Annotated in this window: 25 protein-coding genes; 10 read left to right on the plus strand and 15 right to left on the minus strand. The window is 46.3% G+C overall.

Annotation, left to right across the window (positions count from 1 at the left end; genetic code table 11):
• Positions 1-58: 58 nt before the first annotated feature.
• The gene (locus tag EL268_RS26355; RefSeq protein WP_106652351.1) at positions 59-1,780 is read right to left on the minus strand and encodes an amidohydrolase; all 1,722 of its coding nucleotides are present in this window, start codon (positions 1,778-1,780) and stop codon (positions 59-61) included.
• Between the two features lie 244 nt (positions 1,781-2,024).
• Between EL268_RS26355 and EL268_RS26360 the strand changes: the two genes are divergently transcribed.
• A complete protein-coding gene (locus EL268_RS26360) occupies positions 2,025-2,474 on the plus strand; it encodes a MarR family winged helix-turn-helix transcriptional regulator (RefSeq protein WP_232030084.1) in 450 nt (149 codons plus the stop codon).
• Positions 2,462-4,081, plus strand: a complete 1,620-nt coding sequence (locus tag EL268_RS26365) for an MFS transporter (protein WP_106652349.1) — start codon at positions 2,462-2,464, stop codon at positions 4,079-4,081. The genes EL268_RS26360 and EL268_RS26365 overlap by 13 nt, the downstream gene beginning before the upstream one ends.
• Positions 4,082-4,149: 68 nt before the next feature.
• On the opposite strand, the gene EL268_RS26370 is transcribed toward EL268_RS26365, so the two are convergent.
• Positions 4,150-4,899, minus strand: a complete 750-nt coding sequence (locus EL268_RS26370; RefSeq protein WP_106652348.1) for a metallophosphoesterase family protein — start codon at positions 4,897-4,899, stop codon at positions 4,150-4,152.
• 267 nt (positions 4,900-5,166) lie between these two features.
• On the opposite strand from EL268_RS26370, the gene EL268_RS26375 reads away from it, so the two are divergent.
• Both EL268_RS26375 and EL268_RS26380 read left to right on the plus strand, forming a co-directional pair.
• Positions 5,167-5,724: an RNA polymerase sigma factor gene (locus EL268_RS26375; RefSeq protein ID WP_106652347.1), complete on the plus strand. Its 558-nt coding sequence runs from the start codon at positions 5,167-5,169 to the stop codon at positions 5,722-5,724.
• Positions 5,721-7,466, plus strand: coding sequence for a DUF4179 domain-containing protein (locus tag EL268_RS26380; RefSeq protein ID WP_106652346.1), 1,746 nt, complete (start codon positions 5,721-5,723; stop codon positions 7,464-7,466). The genes EL268_RS26375 and EL268_RS26380 overlap by 4 nt, the downstream gene beginning before the upstream one ends.
• Positions 7,467-7,521: 55 nt before the next feature.
• On the opposite strand, the gene EL268_RS26385 is transcribed toward EL268_RS26380, so the two are convergent.
• From EL268_RS26385 to EL268_RS26425, 9 genes are all read right to left on the minus strand, one after another.
• Complete coding sequence (locus EL268_RS26385; RefSeq protein ID WP_106652345.1) at positions 7,522-8,055, minus strand: GNAT family N-acetyltransferase; 534 nt, start codon at positions 8,053-8,055, stop codon at positions 7,522-7,524.
• A gap of 12 nt (positions 8,056-8,067) precedes the next feature.
• Positions 8,068-8,685 (minus strand): TetR/AcrR family transcriptional regulator, encoded by a 618-nt coding sequence (locus tag EL268_RS26390; RefSeq protein ID WP_106652344.1) that lies wholly within the window; start codon positions 8,683-8,685, stop codon positions 8,068-8,070.
• Between the two features lie 190 nt (positions 8,686-8,875).
• The gene (locus EL268_RS26395) at positions 8,876-9,400 is read right to left on the minus strand and encodes a DUF6933 domain-containing protein (RefSeq protein ID WP_106652343.1); all 525 of its coding nucleotides are present in this window, start codon (positions 9,398-9,400) and stop codon (positions 8,876-8,878) included.
• Positions 9,397-12,588, minus strand: coding sequence for an ATP-binding response regulator (locus EL268_RS26400; protein ID WP_106652342.1), 3,192 nt, complete (start codon positions 12,586-12,588; stop codon positions 9,397-9,399). Before EL268_RS26400 ends, EL268_RS26395 begins: the two co-directional genes overlap by 4 nt.
• Positions 12,589-12,646: 58 nt before the next feature.
• Positions 12,647-13,795, minus strand: a complete 1,149-nt coding sequence (locus EL268_RS26405) for an ABC transporter permease (RefSeq protein ID WP_106652341.1) — start codon at positions 13,793-13,795, stop codon at positions 12,647-12,649.
• On the minus strand, positions 13,792-14,922 hold the full coding sequence (locus EL268_RS26410) for an ABC transporter permease (RefSeq protein WP_106652340.1): 1,131 nt from the start codon (positions 14,920-14,922) through the stop codon (positions 13,792-13,794). Before EL268_RS26410 ends, EL268_RS26405 begins: the two co-directional genes overlap by 4 nt.
• 15 nt (positions 14,923-14,937) lie before the next feature.
• Positions 14,938-15,876 (minus strand): ABC transporter ATP-binding protein, encoded by a 939-nt coding sequence (locus EL268_RS26415; protein WP_106652339.1) that lies wholly within the window; start codon positions 15,874-15,876, stop codon positions 14,938-14,940.
• A gap of 116 nt (positions 15,877-15,992) precedes the next feature.
• Positions 15,993-17,108 (minus strand): sensor histidine kinase, encoded by a 1,116-nt coding sequence (locus tag EL268_RS26420; RefSeq protein WP_106652338.1) that lies wholly within the window; start codon positions 17,106-17,108, stop codon positions 15,993-15,995.
• A gap of 16 nt (positions 17,109-17,124) precedes the next feature.
• The gene (locus EL268_RS26425; protein ID WP_106652337.1) at positions 17,125-17,826 is read right to left on the minus strand and encodes a response regulator transcription factor; all 702 of its coding nucleotides are present in this window, start codon (positions 17,824-17,826) and stop codon (positions 17,125-17,127) included.
• Positions 17,827-18,094: 268 nt separating this feature from the next.
• Between EL268_RS26425 and EL268_RS26430 the strand changes: the two genes are divergently transcribed.
• From EL268_RS26430 to EL268_RS26445, 4 genes are all read left to right on the plus strand, one after another.
• A complete protein-coding gene (locus tag EL268_RS26430) occupies positions 18,095-18,880 on the plus strand; it encodes a class I SAM-dependent methyltransferase (protein WP_106652336.1) in 786 nt (261 codons plus the stop codon).
• Positions 18,881-19,026: 146 nt separating this feature from the next.
• On the plus strand, positions 19,027-19,638 hold the full coding sequence (locus EL268_RS26435; protein ID WP_106652335.1) for a TetR/AcrR family transcriptional regulator: 612 nt from the start codon (positions 19,027-19,029) through the stop codon (positions 19,636-19,638).
• 104 nt (positions 19,639-19,742) lie between these two features.
• Positions 19,743-20,339: an MFS transporter gene (locus tag EL268_RS26440; protein WP_232030086.1), complete on the plus strand. Its 597-nt coding sequence runs from the start codon at positions 19,743-19,745 to the stop codon at positions 20,337-20,339.
• Positions 20,340-20,502: 163 nt separating this feature from the next.
• Positions 20,503-21,363: a copper amine oxidase N-terminal domain-containing protein gene (locus tag EL268_RS26445; protein ID WP_106652334.1), complete on the plus strand. Its 861-nt coding sequence runs from the start codon at positions 20,503-20,505 to the stop codon at positions 21,361-21,363.
• Between the two features lie 88 nt (positions 21,364-21,451).
• Here the strand turns inward: EL268_RS26445 and EL268_RS26450 are convergent, their stop codons facing one another.
• Positions 21,452-22,327: a radical SAM/SPASM domain-containing protein gene (locus EL268_RS26450; protein WP_106652333.1), complete on the minus strand. Its 876-nt coding sequence runs from the start codon at positions 22,325-22,327 to the stop codon at positions 21,452-21,454.
• Between the two features lie 222 nt (positions 22,328-22,549).
• On the opposite strand from EL268_RS26450, the gene EL268_RS26455 reads away from it, so the two are divergent.
• Positions 22,550-22,945, plus strand: coding sequence for a hypothetical protein (locus EL268_RS26455; protein ID WP_106652332.1), 396 nt, complete (start codon positions 22,550-22,552; stop codon positions 22,943-22,945).
• 7 nt (positions 22,946-22,952) lie between these two features.
• Here the strand turns inward: EL268_RS26455 and EL268_RS26460 are convergent, their stop codons facing one another.
• The gene (locus EL268_RS26460; RefSeq protein ID WP_106652331.1) at positions 22,953-23,777 is read right to left on the minus strand and encodes a hypothetical protein; all 825 of its coding nucleotides are present in this window, start codon (positions 23,775-23,777) and stop codon (positions 22,953-22,955) included.
• Positions 23,778-23,785: 8 nt separating this feature from the next.
• Entirely contained in the window at positions 23,786-24,364 is a 579-nt protein-coding gene (locus EL268_RS26465) for a GNAT family N-acetyltransferase (RefSeq protein ID WP_106652404.1), read from the minus strand.
• A 285-nt stretch (positions 24,365-24,649) separates the two neighbouring features.
• On the opposite strand from EL268_RS26465, the gene EL268_RS26470 reads away from it, so the two are divergent.
• Positions 24,650-25,291, plus strand: a complete 642-nt coding sequence (locus EL268_RS26470; RefSeq protein ID WP_106652329.1) for a hypothetical protein — start codon at positions 24,650-24,652, stop codon at positions 25,289-25,291.
• Between the two features lie 467 nt (positions 25,292-25,758).
• Here EL268_RS26470 and EL268_RS26475 read toward each other — a convergent pair whose 3' ends face one another.
• Entirely contained in the window at positions 25,759-26,973 is a 1,215-nt protein-coding gene (locus EL268_RS26475; protein WP_106652328.1) for a NupC/NupG family nucleoside CNT transporter, read from the minus strand.
• Between the last annotated feature and the right edge of the window lie 27 nt (positions 26,974-27,000).

Consider the following 27,000-nt stretch of genomic DNA (forward strand, 5'->3'; position numbering starts at 1 on the left):
GCAGATTCGTTTGCTCACAAAAAAAATGGTCATCGCAATGGACGACCATTTTCCCCTCTTATTTTGCTTCCTTTTGACGATAGACTTCCTTCCCTTCAACCAAGGTCAGCACGACTTTCGCATCCTTGATTTGAGTGGCCGGAATTTTAAACAAGTTTTTATCGAGCACGATGAGATCTGCCTTCTTGCCTACTTCGATCGAGCCTGTGATGTCGTCCACGTGGTTGACGTAAGCACCATCAATCGTGAAGCTGGCGATCATTTCCGCAAGTGTCGCACGCTCGTCCAGGTTGGCAATTTTGCTCGGATCGGTTACACCGTCCTCGATCCGGGTAATGCCTTGTTGAATGCCGTGTAATGGATTGAATTCTGGCGTTACGATGTAATCAGACGAAGAAGCTACATGCACCCCTTTATTCAGGAAGCTCTTCATCGGGTATTCTTTTTCTGCGCGTTCGCGACCCAAGTACGGTACTTCGATCTCATCGTAGTATCCCTCTTCCTGCATAAACCAGAACGGCTGCACGATTCCGACTGCACCCAGCTTTTTGAAGCGCTCGATATCTGTTTCATTGACCAGTTGCAAGTGAACGAGCGAGTGGCGAGCATCGTGCTTGCCATTTTGTTTTTCAGCGAGCTCCATACCGTCCAGTGCAATGCGGGTAGAAGCGTCCCCGATGGAATGGACGTGCAATTGGAAGCCTGCCTTGTCTACTGCGGCAGCTGTTTGATTGTAAACCTCTTGCTTCCAGATTAATTCTCCGTTTGTTTCCTTATGGGCATACGGCTTTTCCAAGTAAGCTGTAGCGCCTTCTACGACACCATCCAAGAAGATTTTGACAGCGTTCACCTGGAATAGCGGGTTTTGATTGCGCTCACGGATTTTTACGAATTCTGCGACCTGCTCAGGTCCTTTTTCCGGATTCGCTGTCAATGCATTGCGGAAGCGGATGGTCAGCTTGTCTTCTTTCGCGAGCTCCTCGTATGCTTCCAGTACGTTCGGATAGCGCAGCATATCCGGGTCGCGCACTGTAGTTACACCGCGTTCAACCGCTTTTTCTTGGTAGGCTTCAATTCCGGATTTGTATTGCTGTACGGTGTATCCGCCGATTTTTGCCAGCACCAGATCCATTGCGCTTTCACGCAACGTTCCAGATGGTTCTCCTGTTTTCGGATCGCGCTCGATAATGCCGCCCTCAGGGTTTGGCGTGTCCTTCTTGATTCCGGCCAGCTTCAGTGCGGCAGAGTTCACCCACAATGAATGTCCATCATCCGAGGTCAACGCGATTGGCGTCGTTGGAACGATTTTATCCAATACTTCCTTGCGCGGACCGATGCCAGGCACTACCGGATTGCTCCAGCCGCGTCCTTGCAATGTTGGTTCGTTTGGATGCTCTTTTACGAATTTTGCGATGGTCGCAACGTATTCCTCAACCGAGCCTCCGTCAAACAAATCAATGGAGTAAATAAGTCCCGTCGTTTTGCTCGCATGCGTATGGCTGTCAATAAAGCCCGGCAACACCATTTGGCCTTTCAGATCGATTACTTTCGTATCCTTGCCGATGTGTGCTTTCGCATATTCATCTGCGCCGACAAAGACGATTTTATCACCGCGAATGGCCACTGCCTCTGCCCAGCTGTTCTTTATGTCCACTGTGTAGACCGCGCCGTTGGTTAACACGACATCTGCTGGCTGTTTCGTCCCTTGCGCTGCAAAAGCAGACATCGGGCTCATCAGCGCTGTGGCTAGCAATGCGCTGGTTAATTTTTTCCCAAACACGTTAAAATCCCACCTATCTATTTATCTAAGATGAAAAGAATGCCAAAACTGATTGTAGCATCGCAACTCTGAAAATTCCATGAAATCCGGTCGAAATCGATCACATAATGACCACCTGAATTGGTCAAATTGGTAAAAGGTTAATTTGACTCTCCTCCATGAGTCGATGTATACTCATAATTGTTTTAGGGGGTAAACATTTAACTCCATATATAATTAAGCAATAAAAACAGGAGAGGGTACTATGCAAAGCCAAGTCAATTTTGAAGAACTTTATATACAACTCCAACGAAAAGTTTCGGCTGAGTCACACAAGCGTCTAGACCCGCTCGTGTCAGGATCACAAGCCATGCTTTTGCGAATTTTAGATATGAACGGTCCGCAGAAGGCATCTTCTATTGCAGAACGTATGAATATTACCCCCGGAGCCGTTACGAGTCTCGCTGATAAATTGATTGCTTGCGGCTATGCCACGAGAAACCGTGACAGTACGGATCGCCGCGTCGTGCAACTGGACATAACCGATCAAGGAAAAGACATCCTGCGGCAATACAAAGCCGTGGTGAGGAGCACGATTGAACAGTTTTTTGCAGGCGTATCTGATGAAGACAAGCAACACTTAGTCCGCATCTATCACCAGGTTCTGAAGAATATAGAGCAACAAAGAGAGGAGCATCAAGATTGCAACAACTGACAGAGAAAAAGAAAGTGACGATCATGATCGCGATTATTACAGCCATGTTTTTCGCTGCGATCAACCAGACTATTATCGGGGTTGCCATGCCGCGTATTATTTCAAAACTCGGTGGCATGGATTACTATTCGTGGGCGATTACGATTTATTTGCTTACCTCAACTGTCGCTTCGGTGCTGGTTGGGAAGCTCTCCGATATCTATGGAAGAAAACCATTTATTTTGACGGGTATCGGTTTGTTTAGTATCGGGGCCTTGTTATCCGGGTTTTCCACCGATATTTTTCAACTGATTACGTATCGTGGTATTCAAGGGGCGGGTGCCGGGATCATCATGTCCACTGCTTTTACCGCCATGGGTGATCTGTACGAACCTCGCGAGCGCGCAAAATGGGGTGGAGTCATGAGTGCCGTCTTCGGCGTATCCAGTGTGCTTGGTCCTCTGATGGGCGGCTATATCGTCGACCATCTCGACTGGCACTGGGTGTTCTGGATCTTCTTGCCGATTGGCGTAATTGCCTTTCTGTTGATCATGATTCATTTCCCGAAGGTACCGAAGCAAGAAGGAGAGTCTGTCGACTACTTCGGCTCGCTGTTCCTGACGCTTACCATCGTACCGATGCTGCTCGCCTTCTCATGGGCGGGTAATGGTCCGGGCAAATACGCTTGGGGCTCGTGGCAAATCATTGGTTTGTTTGCCGCCACCATCGTTTCGTTGATCGTGTTTATTATGATTGAGATGAAAGTAAAAACGCCTGTACTTCCGCTGGGTTTGTTCAAAAACAGTATTTTTACTGTCTCCAATCTGGTCGGATTCTTCCTCAACGCGGGGATGATGGGCGCAATCATTTATGTGCCGTTCTTTGTCCAAGGGGTCAAAGGCATCTCTCCGACGATGGCTGGTTACGTGGCGATGCCGATGTCTATCGCCTTGCTCGCGACCTCCGCACTCGCCGGACAAATCATGACCAAGACGGGAAAATATAAAAAGATGGCACTGGGCGGACTTCTCGTCATGACCTTGGGCATGGTGCTGATGTATTTCATGTCCCCAGCTACACCGATTTACTTGCTCGTGATCTACATGATCATTCTTGGATTGGGGATCGGGATTGCGATGCCAGTTTTCTCCTTGACGGTGCAAAATGCAGTCGCACCACAGCAACTAGGTGTCGCTACAGCAACATCGCAGCTCTTCCGCAACCTCGGTGGGACCATTGGAATTGCTGTCATGGGAACCGTCATGAGTGCCAGCATGTCTGCGAAAATGACGCAACTGTCGGGAGCCATGGGCCAAGGGAACAATCCCGCAGCAGCCGACCCTGCTCTGGCAGAGAAGCTGTCGCTCTTTACGAATCCGCAAAATTTGTTGGATCAGCCGAAAATTGAAGCCACGCTGGCTAGTCTGCCACCGGATCTGCAGCCTCTGTTTACTCACATGCTGGATATGATCCGGGAAGCGATGAGCTATGGGATTACGACTACGTTTTTGACTGGGGCGATTGTAGCGGGAGTCGCTGTCATCATCGCGCTGTTCCTGAAGGAAATTCCACTGCGTAGTGGGAAGGACATGGGGAAAAAGCCGGAGGGCGAAGCAGGAAAGGCGTAAAAAGGGAAAGGAAGAGGCACTTGTCCTCTTCCTTTTTTTCATGGTGTATGAATGCACAGATCGCCATACTACAGCTCCGCTCTTCCCGTTCGGATCGCATACGCATAGTCTCTGCGCCCGTTTTCCTCTGCTTTTCTGGCTGCCTGCTCGAAATCATACGGAACCAATACGTGCTCGACCAGCCACGAGCCACCTTGTGGTTTTACCGTGACGTACTTGGCATGGGGCGTCTTCGATTCCATCGAATGCGGGTACGGCGCTTCCTCAAAATAAGCTGGCAGCCCGACACTCCCCGGGTTTACCACGAGCTTGCCATCTGGGAGCCATACAGATTTGGGCACATGAGAGTGTCCGCAAAAAATGACTTTCTGCTGGATGCCTGTCAGCTCGATCATCAAAGCGTTTGGGCTTTTCTCGTCAATCCCGTACGGAGCCACACACTCCAATAAATACACATCATCAGCAAAAGGAGTTCCATGGCAAAACAACAGATCGTCATACGTCCACTGCTTTTGGAATGACCCGATCCAGCTGAGCATTTCTTGTGTCAGCAGTGGCTTCACGTATTCGAAGGTGACGGACTCCATTTGCTCTTCCAGTAAATATCTGTCACAATTACCCATGATGTGGGTGATATGAGATCGCTCCATTAAGAGCTCTGCCGTCTTGATCGGATCAAGCGGTCCAAATAAGGTGTCGCCCAAATTCACAATGGTTTGAATGCCGCGGGAATCAATGTCGCGCAGCACTGCTTCCAATGCATAGGCGTTGCTGTGTATGTCGGAGATCACCGCGATCGTATGGTTGATAGGGTTCAAGGTCGTTTACTCCTTTTCGAATTCGAAAGCATGTATTCTTATAGTATTACCGCAAAATTATGTAGATTTCCTGCTCCAAACTTATAATGACAGCATACATGCAATCCAAGAGGATGCCCTTCTTTATGTACAGCGGGGCATCCTCTTCCTGTACAAATTTCCATTTTCATAAAAAAGTTTGAGAGGGGTCCCCTCTATTCATCGTCTATAGTAATGAACACCAAAAAGGAAAGCTGCGCAGCACCTTTTTGCAAGGAGGTAACAAACATGCAGGACGATCGAGAGGTCATTGCGGAGGTTCTTCAAGGAAATAAAGAGGCTTATGCTCTGATCGTCAATAAATACAAGGGAAAAGTCGCTTCGATTCTTGGGCGCACACTCCACCATGCTCATGATGCCGAGGACATGGTGCAGGAGGTTTTTATCAAGGCGTACTACAGTCTGCCAGATTATAAACCCAACTATTCCTTCTCTGCCTGGCTGTATCGGATCGCAATTAATCGCGGGATTGACGAGTTGCGGAAACGAAAGCGGATGCCCTCTGTAACAGAGATGGATGTCGAGGTAAAAGACGAGTGTCCGATCCCGGAGGAAGATTATCTGGTAAAAGAACAGCAACAGGCGCTGCGACAGCAGATGATGGCACTGGGCAAGGACTACAGGAAGATTCTCGATCTGCATTATCTCCAGCAGTTAAGCTACCGGGAGATTGGCAACAAACTATCTTTGTCCGTAGATACCGTGAGAATGCGCCTTTCCTATGCCAGGAAAAAGCTGCGAGACCAGCTAAGCAAGCCGGAGAAAAAAGGGGGTACCCCACTTTGAATTGCCTTACGCAAAGACAGCTGATCGCCTACATGGAAGATCGTTTATCACCAGTGAACAAAAGAAATATCGAAAATCATCTCGAGCATTGCACAAACTGCCAGCACCAGCTGGAGCAATGGATCGATGAGCTGCACCAAACGGAAGAACCAATGTGGGAAAACTCCCTCTCAGCAAATATGGATCAAAAGATTATTCAGATGCTCTCCCCTCATCCCGTGAGAGTATTAAACCCTGCTACCCCTTCACACCAACCACCATCGTGGAAAAAAAGGAGTATCACCATCATGAAAAGAATGAGTATAGCCGCCGCTGCATTAACCATCGTTGTTTCGGGAGGAATGCTGATCTCCCCAACCTTTGCTGGATATGTCAATGCCGCTTTTACCAACAACCCGCTCGCCAAGACTGAGCCTGTAGCGCCTGTGAACAACAGCTTTTTGCAACAAATAGCGGACAAAGGAATTGCTCAAGCAGCCAAGAATGGGTTTGCTCAGTCCGTTGATGTAAGTGCGACAGATCAAGGCCTCACTTTTACCGTGCATGAAGTGGTGGCTGACCCGTTGCGTATTAGCATAGCAGCTTCTTTAAAAGACAAGAACGGCAAGGCATTAGACAGCTTCATGTCGGAAATGGTGAGTAGATCTATCAGAGAGCCACTTATCACCATTAAAGACAAACAAGGGAACATCCTTACACCCTCTGAGGAAAAAAATGCTCAATACCCCAACAAGCCTTGGCACGTTTCCATGTATGCCGAGCAAGGTGTCATGAACTTGGATCGCGAGCTGCGAAGCTATTTTGATGATATAAGCAAGGTTCCAGACGAGCTGATCGTAGAGTTTAACATCAAGCAATTAGACGACATCAAGGGGAATTGGAATCTGTCCGTACCTGTAGATATGAAAAAAGCAAAAGCTGCAATGAAGACGCATGAAATTAACAAAGCCTACACGACCCCGCAAGGACTCAAGCTGAACGTCAAACAGATTACGTTTGCGCCAAGCGGAGTGGAGATGGTCATTGATCGAACCCTTGCTCCTAGCGAGAAAAACGCATACAGCTATGAGCTGGTAGACGAAAAGGGCAAAGTGGTAGCTGCTTGGGATTCGACTTCGATTATTCATGAAGCCAGCAAACGAAACAATTTGATCAATGATGTGAAATGGGAACATACCCAATCCACCAAAAGTGGAGCAAGAGACTTCCATTACTTCTATCCAATCGACGAAAGCCAAAATCTCACCTTCAAGCTCGGGTCTGTATATACAGAGGAAGCCGCTGAGCTGAACGCGAAATTGGACACCAATCGCCTCGAGAAGAAAGAAGTCATCACAGCGGAAGACCAGGGAGATCAGTTTACTTTCAAAAAATATCAAAAGGATCCAAACGCGGTCGTTGATTTTGAAGGCTATGACGGGTATCACCGCGTAAATGACGATGGGTCTACCACCAAAGTGGAGGGCTACCACCTGACATTCGAGGCAACTCTCTCTCCAGATACTGCAGCTATGGGTCCCTATCAATACTGGACCATTACAGACGAGGCTGGGAAAAAGTACGAAGACGCCAACTACTTGATCGACAAGACTGAGTATGAAAATGGACGGGCGATTTTTGGCGGTTCCATCTTCTTGGAAAACCTCACATCCCTGCCTAAACAACTGATCATTACTTCCGAGAAGCGCATGGTTGAACACAAAAATGTAGAGTGGGAAGTACCGATTTACGCCGGAAAATAAGAGCTCTTCATACGCAAAAAGCTGGTGGTACCCTTCGTACCGCCAGCCTTTCTTTTCACGAGATATATTCCTGCTGCAAAATCCCCATGTGCACGAGATCATGCCATTTTCCCTCGCGAAACAAAAACTGCCGCGAGATCCCCTCTTGCTTGAAACCGAGCTTCTCATACAGCTTGATCGCCTTTTCGTTAAAGGAAAAGACGCGAAGCGATACCCGATGCAAGTTCATTTCCAAGAACGCATAATCCAGCAGCAGCTTCAGCGCTTCTCCTCCATACCCCTTTCCCCAATACTCTTTCTCCCCAATATCGATGATACATTCCGCATTGCGGTTTTTCAGGTCGATTTGGATGAGAGAGGTAATCCCGATCGGTCGATTGGTTTGGCTGTCTACGATCATGTAGCTCTTCGAGGAGCTTGCATGCAGGATGACCTGATTCACAAACCCGTTCGTATCGTCCCACGTAAAGACATCCATGGACGGGCTCGTTGTCCGCATGACTTCCACGTCATTTCTCCACGTGTGGTAGACGTCCACATCCTCCCCCGTCATTTTTCTCAGATTGATTCTCTCTGATTGAAACAACATTCTTCCCCCTCCTTATTGTACCGGTCCCAGCATCGCTCTCAATGAAAACAACAGTGCTTCCATCTGCACAGACACCTTCGTTTTCTCTGGGCCCAAATGCGCGGTATCCAGCATCAGTCCATCGATAACCGAGATGAGATAGCGAGCGATCGCCTCGGGTGGAAGCTGTGGCTTGAACTCACCTGTCGCTGTCCCATGCGCGAAGAAAGCTGCCAACACATCGACCATTTTTTCATAGCGAGTCGTGATGTATGGATAGCTCTGTTGCTTTTGTTGATCTTTCAGTGACAGGAAAAATTCTGAGTTGGCTTGGGACAGTGTTTGTTCGATTTTCTCGATCTCGGCTTGCTGTTTGTAGACCCATTTGTTGATTTGCTGCCAAGACGTTTCGCCAGCAACAGGCGCGAAAAACTGTACATCCTGTTGATCCTCGAATTGCAGCAGCTCCAAATATAAGTGCTCCAGGTTATCAAAGTAGGCGTACAAGGCTCCCCGCGATACACCAGCCTCGTCCATTACGTCTTGCATGGTGGCCCGTGTATAGCCTTTTGTGATGAACACTCGTTTTGCCGCTTGCAGCAGTTCGATTTTCTTTTTGGTTTTGTATTCGTCGCTTACTTTTGGGGCCAAGGGTTCAGCCACCTCCTCCAATCAAAAAAATGTACATGATTGTCGTTTTTATTTAATAGCACAATTATAAACGACATTCTTGTCGTTTTTCAACGAATAAAAATGAAAAAGCATCCAACTACTCATGAGAGTATGCGGATGCTCGCCGTTCTTCCGATGCCTATATAAAAGCTGCTAATAAGTCTTCCATTTATGTGTTAACCATCGATAAATTTTCTAACGCGTGTTGCATCGCATCACGTGGAAATATTTGCGGTAATTTAGACATGGGATATTGATTCGACAGTCGATTGATTTGATTCAATTCCTCTACCCCGATTTGCCTTATGTTATTATCCATATCGTATCTTGCCAGGTAAATCATGTCGTTTAATTGACTAATAATGCTTCTATCACTTGTCTGTGTGAAAGTAGCCTCACTAGCATGGCGCAAATACTTCTGAATTAACGATTGCTCTATGCCATCTGCAATAAGATTCTCAGAGATTTTTTCCAAAAATATTTGATCGAATCTCGTAAAGTCCGCTTTCTTTAACCCATAGATGATAAAATTGTACCTGGTCACATTATTCATCACCGCTACACACTTCCTGCGATTCAGTAAAATCAGGTGAGCATGCCACCTGTATAATGGCTGTGAAACCATTTTCTCCTTATCGGATAACGTTACGGGTAGTTCCTCTGCAAGCTTTTTGGTGCATTGGATAGTAATCATGCCTGTTCACCTCGATGTTTTTCAGTTAACGCCTGATCCGGTATAACAAACGACACCGTCGTTCCCTCCCCCGGCTTACTAGTGATGCACAAGCCCTTCCCATACATTTGCGTCAGTCTCCGATTCGTGTTGGACACTCCAATTCCGCCTCTTTCCTTCTTAGACAAATCGAGAATTTGTCGCACAGTCTCCTCCTCCATTCCGACACCCTCATCCTTCACCTCAAAAAGGGTGCCATTATTTTGCCGGATGATACGGATATGGAGAATTCCCCCCTCTATTCGGGTAAGAAGACCATGATGGATAGCATTCTCAACCAACGGCTGAATGGTCAGTGGCGGGATGAGAAGATCGATACCAGGCTCAACCTCCCACACGATCTGTAACCGCTCGCCAAATCGTTCTTTTTCAATGTAAAGATACGCTTGGACGAGCTCCAGCTCATGGGAGAGTGCAACTTGTTTTCCTGTATTCAAAAAGTCAAAGCTGATATGCAAGAAGGCGGTAAACGCATCCCCGAGTTTACGCATCTTCTCTGTATCAATGTCGCTCAACGCCATAATCGAGCTAAGTGTGTTGAACAAGAAGTGCGGGTGAATCTGCGCCTGCAAGTAGGCAGCCTCCATGCGCAGTCGTTCATCGACCGTTTGCTTGAGCATCGTCAACGACCAGACACGATATTTTAGCTCCATACCATCGACTGGTTTGCATACATAGTCATTCGCGCCTGACAAATACCCGGTGTATACATCCTCAGACTGGCTGCGTGCCGTTAAGAGCAAAATCGGAAGCTCGGAAACAGAGAAATGCTCCCTGACCTTTTGCGTCAACTCGTAGCCCGACATGTGCGGCATCATGACATCGATGATAAGCAAGTCCCACTGCTCAGTAAAAAGCAGATCGAGCGCGTCTCTTGGCGATGTGCACGTAGTGATTTGATAATATGAGGATGAGAGCATTCGATCCAGCACCCTTAAGTTAACCGGGTCGTCATCGATCGCTAATATTTTCGCCTTTCTTTCTACAAACGCATGTGCAGCCGTTTGCTGAAAAGCCAAAATATCTGGCGCTTCACTATGCCTCATCTGGTTGATAGCCGTCACTTGATTGCTCTTATCTATCTGCTCCGCATATTGGCTCTCTGCTGCTTTCATCTCATCTGTACTAACCACGGGCAGCCAGAAGCTAAATACCGAACCTTTGCCCGGTTCAGAGTCGACTCTCAGCTCGCTATCATGCAGCTCGACCAGCTGTGTACAAATAGCAAGACCGAGGCCGATTCCTCCACCACCGTTCGTTGCTTGAGCTCCCTGCTCATACGGCAAAAATATACGTGCCTTGGTATGCTCATCCATCCCGATTCCTGTATCGGATACATAGATCGCCAACTGTTCGTCTACGATGTCAGCGGAAACGACGACAGATCCTTCTTCCGTGAACTTCAGTGCGTTGTGAACAAGATTGAATAGAATCTGGACGAGCCGCTTCTCATCTGCCAAGATGGGCGGGATGGACTCTGGTATGTCCATTTTCAGTTGAACAGGCTTGCCTTCTACCATGTAAGTGAGCATGCCGATGATACCGGAAACAACCGATTGAATATGCAAAGGCTTCTTCTGCAACACGATATGCTTGTCCTGCAACCGTACGACATCTAGCAAATCGTCCAGTAAATGCGACATTCTGCGGCTGATCGTGATTAACAGCTCCATATCCTGCGTGCTGCGACCACCCATGACATGCTTTTCATTGTTGACGACAGTCTGGGCGATATTCATGATGCCGTGCAATGGCGTTCTCAGTTCGTGCGAGGTATGGGCGAGAAACTGGTCTTTGAGCTTGTCCGCTTCTTTCAATTGCTCCGTTAGCTTTGCCTTTTCCTCTGCATTGCGAAAGAATAGCTTAAACCAATAGGCAGAAAAGCTGACAAGAGCAGCAATCATATCGAGCGGATAAAACACGTACTTGATATCGATGATTTGATATTCCATGACTGCGGACCATATGACATTGGAAAAAATACTCGTTGCAGCAATGAGCAAAAACACAGCGTCATGCTTGTTTTGCATGAGCATGCGGCTGATTCTGAAAATAAACAATAGCAACGGGCCAAAATAAATCATGACCAAAAATGGCGTTCCAGCTAATATATACACCCATTGTGCCGTTCCCAGTACGATGACTGCCGAATAAAGACTGAGTATGGAAAGATACGCGCTGAACGGTTTTGTATATTCTTTCTCCCCCTGTTCCGTCAGGCTTCTCACCAATACGATCATCAGCAAAGGCTGCCATATGTAGGCGAGCACTTCTACCTTGATTGCCCATGTATAATCGATGGGGAGCCAAAGCAACAGCAGGTTGTCATAATCAGATACAGTCTTTATCCCCACGCAGGATAGCAACAGCAAAAACACCAGAAACTCTTTGTGACGGGCATTCAATATGTACAGGATGCCGGCATACAAGCCATGTAGCGATAAAATGAGGAAGGTTGTCATCTGGAAGCCGATAGAATACCAACGATCGGTGTCAATAGCGGCCTGCGACCCGAAGTAAATCGATCTGACGATGCCCCCCTCTATTGGATTATGAAAGTTGGCCGTTCGGACAAGCACTTCAATGACCTTTGCATCACCTGCAACGTACGTAACCGTGAAGGATGACTTCCGCGGTGTGTACGCTTCCGCTGTTGCCGCAGGCATTCCGATTCTGGCCAAAATCTCTCCGTTAACCTCTACGGTAGAAGATGCCTCCACTTGCGGTAACCATAAGGTGTATGGCTGATGTAGCGGTTGATCGACCAAGATCCGTAAACGGTATGTTCCATAGCCAAGCGATGACGGAGAGTCCTTGGAAAAAGCGCTGCTCCAATTGCCAGGTACTTGAACGTATTGTCGTTCGTAATTCGATGATTGCTGGAAATCTTCATGTGTGATCAAAGAATCAGGAAAAAACTCCCACTCCCCGTCCAGTGAAATAGACGGGGAATTTTCAAAGTCCCACCCGCGCATATCAAGAACCCCTTGAACCACAGGCGGATGCTCTGGAAACGCATGAAACGAAAACCAGAACATCCGAAGCCCTAGCAGAAATGCTAAAAACAAGAGAAGAATCAAAAGATACTTACTTATGAGTGCTTTTGAATGACTCCGATTATGGTTGCTTCGCTTTATCATAGTATGCATCTTTCGACATACTTCGGATTATCCCTTGTCAAATTGCAGTTCCACAGTCCTATTTTTCTCACACAAACTGTCTACTATCGTTATTTCGCCCAAACCGATAAATGGCGATCAAGGCAAAAACCGTAGCGAATGCGAGCAAAATGGCCATGTTCAAATACAAGCTCCCAAGACTGTACCCTTGTTGAAGCTTATTCACCGTATCGAGCAACCAATGCTGAGGCAAGAATGTTGAAATTTTGCGCACAGTGTCCGGCATGATTTCCATTGGAAAGAAGCAGCCAGCCAGGAGGCACGTCGGTACAATGATCAGGTTGGAAATCGCTCCGGCACCTGCTCTACTCTTCGCAAAGGCAACGGTCATCAGAGAAAGGGCGATTGCCCCTAGCGCGAACACGAACAACGGCAGAATCATTTGACTATACGCGACGCCTGCATCTATGCCGAAGACGGTTTTCATGACGAGCAAGGTCACGATGATTTGCAGCAGTAAAATAAACATGCTGACGATAATATTCGAGAATACATAGGATCTGGCCGACATCGGCGAAGAAAGGAGTCGCAAAAAGGTGCGATTCCCTTTTTCTTTTAAAATGATCTCTGACATGTCCACCGCTGAAAACATCATGAACATAATAAGGAATCCAATCGATTGATTCGTCATACGCGTCACGTTTGAGTTGTTTTGAAGCGTTACCGTACTGAGCTTGTAGCTTTGCTCGTGGTATGCCTCATACAGCTTCGTGAACTTTGCCTCATCCGCCTGTGCCGCTTTTCCAATCGCGGCAAGATTGCCGATATAACTGTTCAGCATGGCCTTCACGTAGGCAGTAACCTGCTCACCCTTTACGGATACAATATTCAAGTGCGCTGGCGCCCCTTCCCGAACACTAGCAGCATACCCTGGCTCGAAAACAATTCCGCTATCCAGTTCACCAGAAACGATTTGTTCACGCATTGTCTGTTCATCGATAACTGTGACCTCAACATGATTCAATCTCTCGATAAACCGGATCGAATCCTGCGTGATCACCTGGTCCCCATCCTGATTGATGATTCCTACATGGATCGTGCCGCTGCCTGCATTGCTGTAGATGGTAAGAGACAGCAGAACCCCTGCGATCGGCAACCCCAAATAAGTGAACCAGCTTTTTTTGCTGCGAAACGTCTCCATCAGCGTTTTCCGAATTAGCCATACCATTTCACTCATACAAAAACCCCCTCTCGTCTGCGCATCGTGATAACAGAAAAGATGATGAACGACGTGGCAATGCTCACATTCATCGCAATCGCAAACCATGCGCCTGTCGGATTGTCTGTGTAGATCATTTGCAGCAGACCTGTATTTACCCAGTGAAGGGGAGAAAGATTGGACAGGAGGCTGAAGAAGCCATCCGATTGATCAATTGGAAAATAGGCACCCCCTGCAAAGGAGGCGACTTGCGTAAAAATATTGTTGATTGCCCTTACCCCTTCGCCTTTGAAAAGAAAGCTAATACCGAGGCCCAAGCTGACCGCAAGCAGCACCTCTGTCAAAAGCACCAGGATAACCATCCCGTAATGGCTGCCCCAATCCGCTTTGAACACGAACTTGCTGAATAAGAACACAGCTAGTACGAAAAACAGGTTGATCACCGTACACCCGATCACTTTTCCGGTAAAAATGGCACCTTTGCTTACAGGCGCTGCCATTAATCGAATGGCCGTTTTTTTCGTTCGCTCTCCGCTGAATAAATAACTGGCATTGAACATCGCGTAGAGCCCAATCATCGTGGTCATTGCCATCGCGTAATAGTCGATGGAGCCCGGTTTTTTATTCGGATTCAAGGTCGTTTCGCGAATAAATTCATTGTTTTGTCCGGCAGCTGAAAGAGTAGCCGCAGCAGTCTCTGGGTCTACCTGAAAGGCTGCGGATGCGAGCGAGTAGCGATCTGCAAAAGCAGTTAGCATCCCGGCAAGGATATTGCTTCCGATCGCATTCTCACTGCTTCCATAAAACTCAATCCCTTCATCACTGACAACTGCGTACCCCGTATAGCGATTCGCTCTTATTTCCTCATGCCCGTCTGTGCCTGATTCCGCTTCAACGACCTCGACTCCATTTTTTCCGATAGTTTCTATAAAAGCGTTCCACCCCGTCGATATTTGCGCGTTCGTCCAGTTGCTTTTATACAACAGGCGCATGTCATCCACAGTCCTCGTGTCATCGAATGCATTGGATAGGGCGGAACCTAATATCAGCATCAAGATGATGGGTAGTGCTAGCATAAACATAAACGTTCTCTTTTCGCGAAGGCTGGACTTGATTTCTTTTACAGCGATACTCCATATATCCATGGCAAAGCCCCTCCTCTAGTCTCGCAAGTTTCGACCGGTTAAGGTCAAGAACACAGTCTCCAGATTCGGCGCTTGCTCTTCAACGGAGCGGATTTCTACCTGATCCTTGATTAATTGTTGAATGATTCGGTTCAGGTTGTTGATCTCCGTTTTGGAAACGATTTTGATCGTATTCTCTTCTTGAAGCACCGCATCCACACCAGCAATCGCCTTTAGAGCTTCGCGGTTTAACGGTTCATCTGCTCTGACGCCAATCCAAATTTCCTTCGCGTCAGTAATAATCGCTTTTAACTGCTCCTTCGATCCTTCTGCGATGACTTTTCCATGGTCAACGATGGCAATGCGAGTGCAGATTTCTTCGACTTCCTCCATGTAATGGCTCGTATAGATGATCGTGCAGCCCATGTCGTTCAGCTTGCGTACCGAATTCAAGATATAATTGCGTGAATGAGGGTCAATCCCGACAGTAGGTTCGTCCATGATGATCAGCTTCGGCCGATGGGCAATGGCGCAAGCGATGTTTAACCGACGCTTCATCCCGCCAGAAAAGTTTTTGGGAAAGCTAGTCGATTTGTCACCGAGACCTACGAATTCAAGCGCCTCTTCCGTCCGTTCGCGAAGCAGTGATCCACGCAGTCCGTACAAGCCAGCAAAAAACCTCACGTTTTCATAGGCAGTCATATCCTCGTAGATGGCGATATCTTGTGGCACGATGCCGATGTTCATTTTGGCGAATTTGCTGTGTTTCTCAATGTTTTTTCCCAGCAAGGTAATCTCGCCCTTTGTTACGCGCAACAGGGAGGCGATCATGTTGATGGTCGTGCTCTTTCCCGCTCCGTTGGCCCCCAAGAAACCAAAGATTTCTCCTTCACGCACGTTCAGAGACATATTGTCGACGGCGACGAAATCACCGAATTTTTTCGTTAATTGACGAATTTCCAATACATGACTCACGTGACTCACTCCCTTCGTGACTATGTCTGCATTGTAATAAAAAAGGATGCCCCTATGTCAGTGCATAAGTTCATCCCTCGGTATGAGAATTCTCATGTTGTTTCTCATGATCTTTTTCATTCGTTGCGATAAGGCAGCAGTGTGGTCACGCTAAAGCCTCGCGTACCGTCTACAATCACTGTTCCACCAGCGGAAGCAGCTCTCTCCTCCATCCCGAGAATGCCAAGCCCTTTTACAACCTTTTCTGCGCCGGCACCATTGTCTGTGACCACTGCTTTTATGAAAGTGTTCAGCACCCGTACCTCTAGAGAAATCGCTGTCGCCTTTGCATATTTGAGTGCATTCGTGACCGCTTCCGTTGCATTTTGCTGGATGATTTTCCACTGAATCGGTGTAATGACGTCAATGTCTCCATCAAAAGTAAGCGTGGCTGTCACTGTCTCTCTCGCAGACAGCTCATCAACAAACAACCGGAGCCGATTGATCCCCAGCTCCTCTGGCCGTGGCTTCACATCCTTGAGTGTCACTCTGATTCGCTCCAGCCCTTCCTTCGATATGGCGATCGCATTGCGAAGCAGCTCGGATGCCTTGTCCTGATCAGTCGCCATCAGCAGTCGCGACGCTTCCATCTGAATGAGCGCACCTGCCACCGCATGCCCTACATCGTCGTGAATTTGTTGAGAAAGGCGATTGCGCTCCTCCAGTTGAATCGTATAAGTCGACTGGCGGAAGTATTCGCTGCTCTCGTTCAAGGAGCGGGTCAAGCTTTGTAAATCCTCTCTCATCTTCTCCCGTTCAGCCTCTAATCTGCGAAGCTTGTCAGTTAGCATGTTGCCACTCCTATACAGCAAATAGCTAAGAAAGGCCGTCAGTAAATACAAGGGCATCCATTCAGGTAAAACAATGAATAAAGGCAACAGCATACATCCAAATACGACCAACCTCTGCATAATCGCCAAGAACGCGAGCTCCAAAATGTGGACTGGCAAGAGCAACACAAATAACGGGTCCAACACAAGTGTACTTGCTACCACGAACACGATGGATAGCCCCATAAACAATTGCTTATGATTCCTCTTTTTCACAATGAGAATAGTGAGATTAATAGCCAAATACAACAAGTACACAAGCATTTGCCAAGGGTCAATTTCAGAAGTAGGATGAGCAAGAAAAGAAGTCACGATGATAAATCCAAGCACCGCTGCCTTATTAGCCATTGTCCATAACTCCATCGGTGGTGGCCTCCTTTCAATCAGACATGTTCGTTTCGCCCGTCAAATAATAGATAGCGATCTGCGTACGGTGTTCCAGCGCTGTTTTATTCAAGATGGAAGTAATGTAATTCGCAACTGTTCCCTCGGAAATAAACAGCTTCTTCGCGATTTCTTTGTTCGATAGCCCTTTGGAGATCTGCTTCATGACATCGAGCTCGCGTTCCGTAAATAAGCTTTGGTCAATTTTGCTTTCGGTAGGGATGGCTGCTGTCGCTTTGGAAGGAGCAGTAGTGGACACAGTATCCGCAGCGTTACTCCCTGCATTCAGGTTCATTTTGATCTTATCCAGGACGACATCCTGCAGCACATGATGGTTGTTATAGACACTCTTGATGGCATCTCGAATACGGTTGGGATCATTGTTTTTCAATAAATATCCGCGTGCCCCCGCTTGAATGGCCTCGAGGACAAATTCATCATCGTCGAATGTGGTCAAAATGAGCGGTTTGACCGTAGTATCGGCAGTCAGCACACGAGTCGCTTCCACTCCATTCATGTTCGGCATCCGAACGTCCAAGAGTGCTATGTCTACCTCGTTCTGTTTACAAAACGTCACCGCTTCTACCCCATCCTCTACACTCCCCACTACTTCAAACTCCTCGAAGCTCGTCAGGATGATTTTCATGCCTTCCCGTATAAACGAATTGTCGTCTGCGATCAACACTTTGATTTTCAAAACAGCTTGCCTCCCGTCGAACAAACCCTCGACCGCATAAAGAGCGGACGTATCTATTTTTCCCAATATTACCACTGTCCCGCTTTGCTTCACAATTGTAGAATCTCGCCCCTAATCGTCCTCACTTTCAGGTCACGCATGGAAAAATTAACACTTCGAAAATGTATAGACACGAATGCGCTGTGTCAGTATGATAAATTACCTAAGCCCTCGTAACCAACATACCGAGGCCAATTTTTTGAATGGAATACTCTATGGAGGGGAATTTGTGGAAACAGCACAACTAAATAAATCGGCTTGGAACACTGGGGCTTATCAAGCGTGGCTGAAACGCTTTGGAACACCTGCTGAGGCAGCGGTCAAAATTAAAGAAGACCCCCAAAAGCGAATCGGTAAAGTATATGAGCACATGGGGGATATTCGCGGCAAAAAGATTATCAATTTACTCGGTTCAAATGGAAACAAAGCCGTTGCACTCGCCTTGCTAGGTGCCGACGTGACCATCGCCGATTTCTCTTATGAGAATGAGCAGTACGCCAAAGAACTGGCTGCAGCTGCCGATGTTGACCTGACTTACATCGTATCGGATGTATTGCGGTTACCTCCAGATGTATTGTCTGGTGAGTATGATCTCGTTTTTATGGAATTCGGTATTCTTCATTACTTTTTGGATTTAACCGAATTATTCCAGGTGGTCAACTCGCTCCTGCGAAAAGGCGGCGTGCTCGTCCTCCAAGATTTCCATCCGGTATCCACAAAACTCATCTCCTCACGCGGAACGACTGCTAATATCCGCAAACATAAAGTAACAGGCGATTATTTCGATACCTCGCTTGAGGAAAAGGACATTGCTTTCTCCAAATTCCTTTCGAACGGGATGAATGACACTGAATCAAAAGTATTGTTACGCAATTGGACATTAGGGGAAATTGTTACGTCCATTGCAAGCAAAGGGCTGTGCCTGAAAATGCTGGAAGAGCTCCCGAATCTTTCATCGGAAGTTTTTGATAAAGGAATCCCGAAAACCTTCACGATTATCGCCGAGAAATTATAACGAACGTTTGCCATTATCTTCATAAATTCCTACTACCGAATAGAGGAGGCTCTCCCTCCTCTTTTTCTTTCACGCACTGATAGACTGACGGTCAGTCATATGGTAATCTTTATTCAACCACTTACTGACAATCGGAGGAGGCGCCGATGAAAAGAATCGTGAAAGACCCCACAACACGGCGAGCAGAAATATTGGAAGCCGCCGGGGAGCTGTTTCGAAATCAGGGTTATGTCCATACAACCGTGGATGCAATCATTCAAAAAGTGGGCGTAGCGAAAGGAACCTTTTATTACTACTTCAAATCGAAGGAAGAGATCCTCGAAGCATTTGTCCAGTCCATGGTCGATACACTTTGCGAAGAATATAAAAAAATCGCAGATGACTCTACCTTACCTGTCATGGAGAAGGTTCGCCAGATGCTGCGCAGCCAGAGCCACCCCATCGACAAGCAAGCCGAATGGATGGAAAGCTTGCATCGCCCTGAAAACAGAGAGCTTCACGAGCGTCTGAACATCGCTATTATCGTAAAAATTGCCCCTGTCCTTGCGCAAGTCATTGAACAAGGAAATAAAGAAGCTGTCTTTCATGTCGAGAATGCCTTGGAGACCGTTCAGTTTCTCCTCGCTGGCTCGCAATTTTTGTTGGAATCAGGCATTTTTCATTGGGAGCAAGAGGAACAGACAAAGCGTCTACAAGCCATGCAGGTAATTATTGAAAGATCACTGGGAGCTGCGCCGGGGTCCTTCTCGTTTTTGTAATGGATGAAAGGGAAGAAAGACAATGAACGCTCATGATAAAGCCTTTCGCAGATTCCTGATCATTTGGTCAGGGCAGCTGTTTTCAGCGATCGGAAGTTCTAGTCATGCTGTCCGGTCGAATGGAATTATGGCACATCTATTTGGGGGTCGGCATCAGCTCGATCTCTGCCGCTATTCTAAGCCCAGCCTTTAAAGCAGCCGTCTCCGATCTGGTTTCGGAAGAGCGGTACTCACAGGCAAGCGGGCTCATCCAACTGGCAAGTTCGGCTCAATATCTTATTTCTCCACTGGTTGCAGGGTTTCTTCTCAGTGCTTTTGATATCCAGCTCGTCTTACTCATCGATATGATGACCTTCCCTCTTGCTGTGGGCGCCGTGCTGATAATTATGAAACAGGATGCCACTCCCCAGAAACATGACAGACAAAGCTTTTTTTGCGAAATGTCTGAAGCCTTCCGCTATCTTCTTTCCAAGACGCTCGGTATCGCCCTTTCTGTATCTGCATCGGGCATGCTCGTCAGCAGTCTTTTGATCGGACTTTTCGGTATGGGAAAGAGCAAGGTACTCATGCTGTCCTTCTCTCTCGTACTTGCTGATGGCTGGGTCAAACGGTCGGGCAGATCATCGGAACGGGAGCGGGCAGAGGGATTGGCTTTCCGTTTGTTCTCTCTGGCGTACTTGTTGCCATTCTCGGAATTGTGATCGGGCGTGTGAGAAAGATACGGGATTTGGAAGGAATGTCACTGAAAGGTATCCATTCGAACAAATAAAAATATTTTCTCAAAACCTATGCAACCTATTCATATTTTCTTCCGTCTTGAATGTCGAGTTCATGAGACTTACACCTAGAAGGAGGAAGATTCAAATGAAAAAAGCGATATCTACTTCGTTGGTTGCTATTCTACTCGCAACCAGTGTACCTGCTGCTCTGGCGGCTGACCTGGAAGGCAAAGGAAAAGGGAACGGCAAGCCCGAAGTAAAGGCAGAAGCAAAAGATAAATCGAAAGAAACTTCTGTCAAAGAATCTGATACCGATACAGATAGCGACGATGAGGACTCAACCGAAGCTAGCACAGAACCCAACATCAAAGACGTAAAATTGAAAAAACAGCTGATCGAGCTTCGCCAAGAGCTCAAGCATACGGCTGAAATCACAGAAGATCAAAAAGCGAAATACGAGCAACTGGTAGCTGAACTGGAAAAAACCACTGACAAACGTGGAGCTTTGGACGTACAGCTTGAGCTTCTTCAGCGCACGTACCAAAAAGGAGATCATACACCATTCAAAAAGCTTGGAGAACTCCTTGAGGAAACAGGCTCAACAGAAGTGAAAGCATTCGTGGATGGACAACAGGTACAAGCTGACGTAGCACCGTTTGTACAAGGTGGAAGAGCTTTGGTGCCTGTACGTGCTATTAGCTCCGCATTGAAAGCGGAAGTGAACTGGAAGCCGGAGACTCGTACAATAGAAATTACGCGTGGCGAAAAATCTATCACGCTGTACCTCGATAAAAAAGAAGCAACTGTAAACGGGAAAACCATTTCTCTGGACACTGCACCTGTACTGAAAAATGGACGTGTATTCCTGCCTCTGCGCTTCATCAGTGAACAACTGAGCGCGGAAGTAAAATGGCAAGAAGAAGGCAAAATCGTCATCATTGACGACATGCAAGCCTCTAACGAATCCGAGCAAGATACAGACTCTGACGATACATCTGCAAAGTAATACAGGCAAAAAGCCCTCAGCTATATGAGGGCTTTTTGCCGTAAGTTCTACCTTTGCTCGTCTGAAAACAAGAGACGTTTTGCCTTTGTTACGCTCCAAACCGCTGGCGATATCCACATCTTCTGCATAATTCCTCAACAGCTTCCCTGCGAGAAAATCCTTCTACCAGATTATTGGCCCGCTCGCCATCCACAATATCAGTGAAAGAGGTCTGATTGATATTCCCTAGATTAATAACTCCTTCCCCATCGAGACAGCACGGCACAACGGTTCCATTTTCAAGAATCGCCGCTTGCGTGCGCAGTCCATGGCAAAAGCCTTTTCCATCATCCTCAGGCGCTGTCAGACTCGGCCACTGGAATTCGTAATCTTGGTTCAAATAAACACGGTCATCGATTTTTACCCCGCTGCCCGGCACTACTTTTTCTTCAATTCGATAGTCCAGCCCAAATTCTTTCTCAATCACTTCGAGCGTCTGGCGGTTTCTACTCTTTTGAATGTTCGTAGCGTTATCCTGTGTCAAATTCCACAGACGGAAAGAAAAAATCACTTGATGCTCCTGAGCTTCTCGAACAAAGGAAAGAATCTCCCGCAAATAACCTTCGCGGTCGGTTGAGCCGATATGTCCGTCAAAGCTGTGAAGCGAGAAGTTCATTTGTCGGAGCGCAGGCTTGCCCAGCAATTTATGCCGATTTTTCGCGATCAGCGTCCCATTTGTGGTGATGTTGACCTTGAAGCCTTTCTCATGACTGATATCGAGCAGCTCATCAATTTTGGGATGGAGAAGCGGTTCCCCTTTGACGTGCAGGTAAATGTAATCCGTGTGCGGTTTGATCTCATCCAGCCTTTTCGCAAAGTCTTCTACTTTAATAAAACTTTTACTGCGCTCCGTTGGCGGACAAAAGGTACAGGCGAGATTGCAAACACTGGTGATTTCTATATAGACTTTCTTAAAGGTTTTCAAGATGTTTTCCCCATTCCCGATGCCTATGAATTTGTGGCAGTCGTTTGTAGCTACAAACATAGTAACATAGGAATGCTCAGATTAGAGCAATATGCGATTCTGTCTAATAATTCCTATTCGGCAAAAAACAAACCTCTCCACTCACGAATTGTGAAGGCTGAGATTTGTTTTCTGATACAATAACTTCATCCAATACGAGTTGGAATGATTGGAGTGATAAGGATGAAAGGTGAAAACCAAATCTACACTGATTTTGGGAAAATGTACTATGATATTGATGAAGCAGCCAATAACTACTACCGTATCTTCTTACAGGAATACCTGATGAATGGAAGATTCCCAGAAATATATACATCTGAACATACGGCAAACGCATCCTGCGCCAAACAACTTCTCAATCATTTGCAGTTTGAATGGAATCCCGTTCGCTTATTAGCTTTACTATCTACACTTGGCGCTGCCTTAGGAATGGAACGCCCTGTACCCGCTTTAGATTTTTGTACGATGATTGAAGGACAATCTCTTATTTGCTCTCCATATGTTGATTACTATCTAGATAAAAAAGATATTCTTCTAGCAACATTAGAAATGTTTGCAAAGGACGAAGAAGAGTCGTAGTTCCATTCTACTCGATCTTTATTACACGCCTTGCATAGACATCACAATCAAAATTCCCATCGCTGCAAACGAGCTCCTTAATTCCTTCATCTCTATAATGGGGAGACAGCGGCACCACGCCCAACATATAATATCCGCCATGTGCAGCTGCTCCCCCATCTCCACCTTTTGTATAGCACGGGGAATCTACGAGCTCATACAGATATGGATCGTATGCGATATACACACCAAAGCCATTCGGTTTCTCCAAGTCTGCGTCATAGTAATACCGTTTTTCCATACCGATATCCTCTAAAAGACCCTGATCAAGATGTTCACTGAAAATCCGCTTAGTTCCTGCCCCACATATGTACTCCCATTCATCCTCTGTCAGTAACGAGAAGCCTTGCTGGTCAAACTCCTTGATAACCTCCATGAAGTTAACCAAACGCCCATCCGCATGGATGACTTGCTGTACATTTCTTTCCACAAGCATCGGGGGAATCTCTACTTCTCTTACTGGCGAAAATACGCTTGAAAGATAGTCGAGGGCATCCTGTTCAAAACCAGCGATCTCAAGGTCGCTCTGCATCGCAGACAAAATGAATTCATCTTGTTCCACTAGCTGATTCCATCCCAATCTCACTTTACCGCCTGGTACGAATACAAACTCGCAGCCGTCCAGCTCGTAGATGCCAGTTGCCAGAGTTAGTTTGCCTGAAGGAAAGCTCTCTACGGTTTTGAATGTAAAGGCATGACCTTTATAATCTTCGAAGGACTTGAGCCATTCTTTTTTCAACACCAACTCCATAGATAGCCAGTTGTTCATTTGCAGGTCGTTTATGGATTTCATCCGATTTTTCACCCACTTGCTTTTTCGTAGTCCTCTTTTAGCATTCCGTAAATCTCTAGATCCACGATTCCTTTGCCCGACCATAGCGTTGCTTGTCTGAGCGTTCCTTCCTTCATGAAGCCATTCTTCAACAATACTTTCTTGGAAGTCTCATTCGGAGGCATCACTTCCGCCTGTATTCGGTTGACATTGACATCCATGAACAAAAAGTGGAGCAAGATATTTACCGCTTCCGTCGCAATCCCTTTTCCCCAATGCGATTCGGACAAGAAGTAGCCAATCGTCACCATGTTTACCTTTTGCTGAAAGTCGAAAGCTTCGATAATGCCAAGCAAGTGATCGGGGTTATCATTGGCGAAGATCCCCCATTTGATCCTGGATTTTTTCAAATAGTCTCTCTCAAAATGCCCAATCATGCTTTTCACTGTCGCTTTATTATGCTTGGGGATAATTCCGCAGTATGCAAATACGTTGTCATTACTGTAGATTTCAAATACTTCGTCCACATGCTGCTCTTCGATTTTCTTCAAGGTGAAACGATCTGATTTTAAAATGGGAAACTGGTTAAACAGTACGTCAACGTTCATGATTTCAGCTCCATCTTTTGAGAATTCCTTACTTCTTACTTTTTCCAAAGTGACTCTTTTTCCTCCTGATCCAATCGATAGTCATGTCTCGCATAGCCCCCCTTAACAAGGAATCGGTAACCATGATGCGATGATCCAGTTAGAGGTACCATCTGTAAAACATGGATTAACGAAGTCAAGTGAATCCACCTATTAATGCCAGAAATATTTTCAATCAACTCTTTCATTTCCTAATATTTCCTTTTATAATAAAAATGTAAATAAATTACAGGTGGAGGTCTTGAAATGAAAAAGTTGTACAGCCTATTTCTTGCCATTTGTTTAATGGTAGTTTTCAGTGTCCCTTTTGCTTCTGCGGCAGAAGTCAATGAGAAAGCCACACCTATACACAATGAAAGAGTTATCAGTATCTTAAAGAAAAACAATATTGACTTTAAAATTGCAGATGGTAATTTAAAGTTAGTCGAAACATCACCTGAATCTATAGCTAAGGTCAATAAATTGCTTGTCTCAGAGTTCAAACCCAGCCTTAAAGCTGCTGTTTCTTATCCAACTCCCTATGTGCATATGAAATTGCATGACATTAAAACCTCACAGAAATTCATCGCAGCAACAAAAACAGCTTTGGCAGCAGCAGTTATTGAATGGGCAAAAAATAAAGGAGTACCAGATCCACGTAAAATTGGTGTAGCCGCTGCTGGTGGATTCGCTGCCTATTATTTCATAAACACTGATAAAGAAGACTTGTATTTTTATATTAAATACTCCTACAGAGAATTGTCGGCAGGTAAATTTGATATGAACGGGAACTTTATTGGAGACTATGAAATCAAAAAAGAAATAAGAGTTACAAAAAACTCAAATTATACTGGTGGTAATCTTGAAGTAGATGTAAGAAAATCTTCTATATTAGACCCTTGGTTCTGAGATGAGGTGAGATGATTAAAACTTTAGGATACTTTATTACCTTCATACTCAACTTGATAGTAGCTTACTTTATATACGATCAATCCAGCTATGTTAAACCTCTATTGCAATCTATTTTTATAGTTGCTTTGATCGTTATAATGGATTTAATTACGAAAAAAAAGAATGAAAAGCACAAATAAGAACCAACTAAACAGCCTTAGTCCATATTTCTATCGGACTAAGGCTGTTTTAAATATGTCCTCTTACTCATTGGAAGCGTTGGTTAAACTACGTCTTCCTCTCGGTGATACATACAGACAAATAGGGGACAAGATCTTGGTGACAATATGCATGCTACAATGTACCCGGATTCTCCTGAGTGGAGCGAAGGGTTCGGGACTTACACCCTAAAGCTATCGCCTGGGCGCACTAAAAAACGAGGGCATGGATCACTCCAGCCCTCGTACTTATTTCTACTAATTCATCTAAATGAGCATCCCCGCAATCGCTGCACTCAACAGATTCGCCAAGGTTGCCGCAACTACTGCGCGCAAGCCCATCTCCGCAAGGTCTGATCTTCTTGAAGGAGCAAAGCCGCCCAAGCCGCCAATAACCATAGCCAGCGCAGCCAGATTGGCAAAGCCGCAAAGGGCGAAGCTGATGATCACAACACTTTTTTGCGACAAATTCGCAATCTCAGGTGCAAAAGCCGTGTACGCGACAAATTCGTTGAGGACAATCTTTTGCCCGATGAAAGAACCGGCTTTTAGCGCTTCCTCCCACGGAACCCCGATCATAAAAGCAATCGGCGCGAACAGGTAGCCTAAAATGTGCTCAAGCGTCAACGCTTGTACTCCCACTAACCCGCCAAGCCAGCCAATAATCGAGTTCAGCAAGAAAATCAACGAGATAAACGCGAGCAACAGCGCACCGACACCAGCAGCCACTTTTAGCCCGTCCGAAGCTCCGCGAGCAGCCGCATCAATAACGTTTCTAGACTCCGTATCTTTCATGACTTCCACATGTTCCACTCTGTGTGGCTGTTCTGTTTCCGGCATCATAATTTTCGCAAGCAACAGACCACCTGGCGCTCCCATGAATGCTGCGGCCAGCAAATACTCAATGGGAACACCAAGCATCGCATACCCACCGATAACCGAACCCGAAACGCACGCCAGTCCGCCTGTCATGACAGCAAACAGCTCGGACTTGGTCATTTTCTCAATATAAGGCTTTACGACAAGTGGCGCCTCAATCGGACCCAAGAAAATATTTGCAGAGGCTGACATGGATTCCGTTTCGCTCGTTTTGAGCACCCGAGACAAAAATCCACCAATAATTTTCGTCGCCCACTGCATGATTCCGAGATAATACAGGACCGAAATCAAGGAAGAGAAGAAAATAATGATCGGCAATACTTGCAGGGCAAACGTAAAGCCTGCATTTTGTGCACCCAGTATCCCGCCAAACAAGAACTGAATTCCGGCATTCGTCGAATCGATGATGCTTTGAACGATCGACGCCAAGTACTCCAGAAGCTTTTTCCCAAAATCCCATTTCAGTACGACTAAAGCAAAAATAAACTGAATCGCAAACGCACCAATGACCGTCCTCGGATGAATCGCTCTGCGATTTTTCGAAAACGCAATGGCTATGATTAAAATTCCCAGGATGCCGAGAACTCCCCAAATGTATTGCATGAACATATCCTTTCTGTATCGCCAGCT

The sequence above is a fragment of the Brevibacillus brevis genome, from assembly GCF_900637055.1.
In the GTDB taxonomy this organism is placed as follows: Bacteria; Bacillota; Bacilli; order Brevibacillales; family Brevibacillaceae; genus Brevibacillus; species Brevibacillus brevis.